6 protein-coding genes are annotated in these 5,580 nt (G+C 69.9%); 3 read left to right on the forward strand and 3 right to left on the reverse strand.

The window, feature by feature from the left end; genetic code table 11:
• Positions 1–349, forward strand: a 349-nt coding sequence (locus VFE05_15750) for a hypothetical protein (GenBank protein ID HET6231527.1), incomplete at its 5' end; no start/stop codon positions are given.
• Positions 350–642: 293 nt separating this feature from the next.
• Here VFE05_15750 and VFE05_15755 read toward each other — a convergent pair.
• From VFE05_15755 to VFE05_15765, 3 genes are all read right to left on the reverse strand, one after another.
• Positions 643–1,677: a zinc-dependent alcohol dehydrogenase family protein gene (locus VFE05_15755; GenBank protein ID HET6231528.1), complete on the reverse strand. Its 1,035-nt coding sequence runs from the start codon at positions 1,675–1,677 to the stop codon at positions 643–645.
• 27 nt (positions 1,678–1,704) lie between these two features.
• Positions 1,705–2,502: an SDR family oxidoreductase gene (locus VFE05_15760; GenBank protein HET6231529.1), complete on the reverse strand. Its 798-nt coding sequence runs from the start codon at positions 2,500–2,502 to the stop codon at positions 1,705–1,707.
• 108 nt (positions 2,503–2,610) lie between these two features.
• Positions 2,611–3,438 (reverse strand): SDR family oxidoreductase, encoded by an 828-nt coding sequence (locus VFE05_15765; protein HET6231530.1) that lies wholly within the window; start codon positions 3,436–3,438, stop codon positions 2,611–2,613.
• A gap of 320 nt (positions 3,439–3,758) precedes the next feature.
• Between VFE05_15765 and VFE05_15770 the strand changes: the two genes are divergently transcribed.
• Together VFE05_15770 and VFE05_15775 are read left to right on the forward strand one after the other, a co-directional pair.
• A complete protein-coding gene (locus VFE05_15770; protein ID HET6231531.1) occupies positions 3,759–4,670 on the forward strand; it encodes a LysR family transcriptional regulator in 912 nt (303 codons plus the stop codon).
• A gap of 397 nt (positions 4,671–5,067) precedes the next feature.
• The coding region (locus VFE05_15775; protein HET6231532.1) for an ATP-binding cassette domain-containing protein at positions 5,068–5,580 on the forward strand (513 nt) is incomplete at its 3' end.

The following is a 5,580-nucleotide window of genomic DNA, read 5'->3' on the forward strand; positions in this document are numbered from 1 at the left end:
CGCCTCCGACGCGCTGCTCGACCCGCGCGTGGAGCTGCACCACGACGACGTTGCGAACGTGCTACAGGCGAACGCCGGCGGATTCGACGCCATCATGCTGGACGTCGACAACGGCGCGGCTCCGCTGACCACGCGGGGCAACGCGTTGCTCTACCGGGCCGAAGGCATCCGGCGGGCGGCGGCGGCCCTGCGCCCAGGCGGGCGGCTGGCATACTGGGCCTCGGGCCCGGAGCCCGCGTTCGAGAAGGCGCTGCGTCGTGAAGGGATGACCGTGGAAGTGAGCCGGGCGCGGGCGCATCCGGGGCAGGGTATCTGGCACACGATCTACGTGGCCAGGCGTGCCGACTGACCTAACCGATGGATGAGACCTGGTTCGATGCGCGTCATACGGAATCCGGGTAGATCGACTTGCCTTCGCGGAGTCTTGCCGAAGCGGTCCGGACCATCGGTAGCAGCCCACGGAGGTGGGCTTCGCGCCGTGGTAGCCCGCGGCTTTAGCCGCCAGGGCGATGCTGGCCGCACCGATTCTCCCGGGTTTCGTATCTGCACCCTGCCTGAAAACCGAAACCGGCCCCGGCGAATAGCTCGCCAGGGCCGGTTTCTTTCCTGCCGGATCTCGCACTGGCGCGCGGTGCCCCTCCCTCAGAACGCGATCATGACCTTGATGGCTTCGCGGTCGTTCATCGCCCGATAACCGTCGGGGACGCCGTCCAGGTTCGTGACCCGGTCGAACACGCGGCCGGGCTGGATCCTGCCCTCCAGCACGTCCGGCAGAAGCTCTTCCATGTAGGCGCGGACCGGAGCGGGGCCGCCGGCGATGGTGACGTTGCCGAAGAACGTGGGCAGCCCCGCAGGGATCGTCTCCTCCTGGGGGACGCCGACGCGGCCCACCGCGCCGCCCGGCCGGGCGATGCTCATGGCCGTGAGCATACTCTGACCGTGGCCCACGCACTCCAGCACGGAGTGCGCGCCGAAGCCGCCGGTGAGGTCGCGCACGCGCTCGATCGCCTCCTCGCCACGCTCGCTCACGACGTCCGTGGCGCCGAAGTCCCGCGCGAGGGCGATCCGGTCGGCGTGGCGCCCCAGGATGATGATCCGCTCCGCGCCGAGCCGGCGGGCCGCGATCACGCCGCACAGGCCCACCGCGCCGTCGCCCACCACGGCGACCGTCTTGCCCGGGCCGGCCTTGGCCGAGAGGGCGGCGTGGTGGCCGGTCCCCATCACGTCCGAGAGCGTCAGCAGCGACGGCATCAGCTCGTGGTCGCGGCCCGCGGGAAGCGCCACCAGCGTGCCGTCGGCCTGCGGCACGCGGACCGCCTCGCCCTGGCCGCCGTCCAGCTCGGTCCCGCCCCACCACCCGCCGTGGATGCACGACGTCTGCAGCCCGTGCCGGCAGAACTCGCAGGTGCCGTCGGACCACGCGAACGGCGCCACCACCACGTCGCCCTTCTTCACCGTGCGGACCTCGGAGCCGACGGCCTCGACCACGCCGATGAACTCGTGTCCCATGCGGTTGCCGACCTCGCTGGGCTGCATCGACTGGTAGGGCCACAGGTCGCTGCCGCAGATGCAGGCGCGCGTGACGGTGACCAGTGCGTCGGTCGGCTCCACGATCCCCGCGTCCGGAACGTTCTCCACGCGGACGTCACCCGCGGCGTACATGACGGTTGCTCGCATTTACGAATCCTCAGTGTCTCGTGAATTTCAGCCGATGGGGTGCGCGACCACGGACTCCAGGTCGTCGCGAACGCGCCGCGGCTCGTCGTCTACCGGCATGTTCACGGTGTCGTGCACGCCGTCCAGCGCGCCTCGCGGGTCCGCGTCGAGCGCGGCGAAAAGCGCGTCGAAGTCCTCCTGCGCCGGCCCGGTGGTAGCCACCAGCTCGAACGTCTTCCGCAGCACCTGGTGCGACGTGAGGCTGCGGACCAGGACCTCGGCGATCTGGCGCCGCGCGATGACGCCGTCGCTGGAATCGCCCGCCTGGCGCCGGTCGCCCTGCAACAATACGAGCCGCCGCTCGTCCGCGCGGTTGTAGTCGAACCAGCCGGGGCGCACGATCGTGTACGGCAGCCCGCTGGCCCGCACGAGCCTTTCGCCGCGCCGCTTCCAGTCGTGCGCCTCGGTGCGGCGGTTGTAGTCGCCCGTGCGGTTGGTGACGCCGATCGCGGTCATCAGCGCAATCCGCGCCGTCCGCGAACCAAGCGCGCGCAGCACGTTGCGCACGCCGCCGTAGTCGACGCTCTCCGACCCAGCCTTGCCCGCGCCGTCGGAGCCGTGGGTGAACACGACGGCGCCGACACCATCCACCGCGGCGGAAAGCGTCTCGGGGCGCGTGAGATCGCCGACCGCCACCTGCGCCTCGGGCGCGAGCAGGCGCGCCCGGGCGGGATCCCGCACGAGTGCGCGGACGGCGTGCCCCTCCCGGATAGCTTCCTCCACGACGAGCTGGCCGATGCTGCCGGTGGCGCCCACGACCAGCACCGTCATGCGTGAATCGGTCATGCACCTCCTTCGCGTCCGGCGCGGCGGGGGGATTCCGTCGAGGGCGCGCTATCCGCCGCGCGCGCTCGTGGTTCGTGCGATCTCCCCCCGGCCGCCCGGTCGTCCCACTCACTTGGGCGCGAGCTCGCCGAACCAGTAGGCGGAGGTCACGCCCCCGTCCATCAGGAAGTCGCTGCCGGTGATGAACCCGCCGTCCGGGCCCATCAGCAGCGCGCCGACGGTGCCCACCTCGTCCGGCGTGCCCGCGCGGCCGGCCGGCGAGAGCTCGATCATGCGCCGGTATCCTGCTCCGCGCGGCCCGGTGAGCTCGTCCTTGGCGAGCGGCGTGATGATGATGCCGGGGCTGATCGTGTTGACCCGCGCGCCACGCTTGCCCCAGCGAACGGCCTCGGCCATCACGCGCAGCGAGTTGCCGCGCTTCGAGAGCTGGTACGCGTGGAGGGAGTCCGTCACCTGGCCGGGCTGGAGGAACGGAAGGCCGAGCAGCTCCTCCACGGGCGTCGTGGCCAGCGCGTGGTTCTGCTCCACGCTCAGCGGGGGGAGGCGATGCCCCGACTGCGACGCGATGACGACGCCGGCGCCGCCGCGAGCGATCACGTTGCCGAACTCTTCCAGCACGAGCGCCGTGCCGTACAGGTCGACCTTCAGGATCGTCGCGGGCGATGCCTGCGAGGGCGAGACGCCCGCGGCGTGGATGAGCCCGGTGACCTCGCCGAGGCTCGTTGCCGTCTCCACCAGCGCATGTACCGCCTCGCGCGACGACGCGTCGACCGTGGCGACGCTCACGTCGTACCCGGCGTTCCCCAGGACCTCTGCCGCCGCGTTCGCGTTCTCCGAACGCATGTCGGCCAGCAGGACGTGCTTCCCCACACCCACCCGGCGCGCGATGGCCTGGCCGATCTGGCCGGGTCCGATGACGACGATGACGTCTTTCATTGCGACTCCTCTCCTGAGCGATGTGCGGGCCGCGACGCATGCTACACGCCGCAGTGCTGGGCTTCCGCATGGGCTGGTGCCCCGGTGTCCGCAGGCGGATGCTCGTGGTCCAGGCGCGTGATCCGAGAGCCATCCCTTCCTCTCTGCCGAGGGGCCTGCTTGTTGGTAGCGAGAAGTCTACAGCGAGGGGATCGATCGATAAACTTGACAACGCTTATCAGGCTGATAAGCATTTCTTCACAACCATTCGCCGCACGGGCTGCTCGGCGCGTAGCGACTCGATGGCTGGCGGGAGGAACACCCTGACTGGTGAGTGAACGATGTCCGACGAGCTGGATGGGATCTCGACGTTCGTGGCGGTGGCGGAGGCAAGGGGCTTCCGGCCGGCGGGGAAGGCACTGGGCGTGAGCGGTTCGGCGGTGAGCCAGTCGCTGCGGCGCCTGGAGGAGCGGCTGGGGGTGGCGCTCGTGCAGCGGACCACGCGCAGCGTGCGCCTCACCGAGGCGGGCGAGCGCCTCTACGCCTCCGTACGCCCCGCGCTGGACGAGGTGCGGGCAGCCGTGGAGGCGGTGGGAGAGATGGCGGACGAGCCACGGGGCACGCTGCGGCTGACGGTATCCGCTTCGGCGGAGAGCTTCCTGCGCGGGCCCACGCTCGAAGGGTTCCTGGCCGCCTATCCCCGGGTGAACCTCGACATCATCGTGGGAAGCGAGCCGACGGACATCGTGGCGGGAGGGTACGATGCGGGGATCCGCCTGGGGGAGATGATCGACCAGGACATGGTCGCCGTCCCCGCCTCCGGGAGGCAGCGGATGGTGGTGGTGGGAGCGCCGGGCTACCTGGCGAAGCACCCCGCACCGGTGCACCCGCGAGAGCTCACCTCCCACGCGCGCATCAACTGGCATGCGGGCCCGGGCGCCACGCCGTACCGCTGGGAGTTCACGGAGGACGGCCACGATTTCTCGGTCGCCTTCGACGCCCGCGTGGTGACCAACGACATCGCCCTGATGGTCCGTCTCGCGCGCGCCGGCGTGGGGCTGACGATGGTGATGGAGGAGGTCGTCCGTCCCCTCATCGATCGCGGGGAGCTCGTCCCCGTCCTGGAGGAGTTCTCCACGCCGTTCCCCGGGTTCTACCTCTACTATCCGCAGCGGCGGCAGGCGTCGCAGGCATTGCGCGCGCTCATCGACCATCTCCTCCGCCTGAGGCAAGCCCGGCCGCCACGGTCGTGAGGGACACGCTTTCCAGTCTTTCCGAGTGCAGCATGGCGATACCAACGACGGAGGAGATTGACGATGCAGAAGCGCAGACTTGGTTCGGGGGCCTGGAGGTCTCAGCCCTCGGGCTACGGCTCGATAGGCCTGAGCTCAGCCTACGGCCCCGCGGCCGACGCTGCGCTCACGGGCGAACACAACGGCCGATCGAGACTTTGATCACCGACAGCCCATCGGGACTGGCGCGGTGTGCATATCCACTTTACAATACAAAGAGCTTTGATAAAACGATACACTCAGCAGGCCGAACCGGGTCGCCAGCCGTCCCCGCGATGCAGCCAGACGCCAGCCCGCGCCGCCGGACACGATGGGAACACCCCTCGCTGAACGCCACTTCTATCTCACGTACGGAGCCATGGAACTGAAGATCGAAGGCGTCTCCAAGACCTACGCCAACGGGGTGCAGGCGCTGCACGACGTGACCCTCACGATCCCGGCGGGGATGTACGGCCTTCTCGGTCCCAACGGCGCCGGCAAGTCCACGCTGATGCGCATCCTGGCCACGTTGCAGGAGCCGGATCGCGGCAGCATCCACCTGGGCGACCTCGATGTCGTCCGCGAGAAGCACGCGGTGCGGCAGACGCTGGGCTACCTGCCGCAGGAGTTCGGGGTCTACCCGAAGGTGAGCGCGGAGGAGCTGCTCGGCCACTACGCGCTGCTCAAAGGAATCGGAGGCCGCCGGGCGCGGAGGGAGGTGGTGGAGGCCCTCCTGCGGCAGACGAACCTCTGGGAGGTGCGCAAGCAGAAGCTGGGCGGGTACTCGGGTGGGATGAAACAGCGGTTCGGCGTCGCCCTGGCGCTATTGGGCAACCCGAAGCTGATGATCGTGGACGAGCCTACGGCGGGCCTGGATCCGGCCGAGCGAGTG

This window comes from Longimicrobiaceae bacterium (genome assembly GCA_035696245.1).
In the GTDB taxonomy this organism is placed as follows: Bacteria; Gemmatimonadota; Gemmatimonadetes; order Longimicrobiales; family Longimicrobiaceae; genus DASRQW01.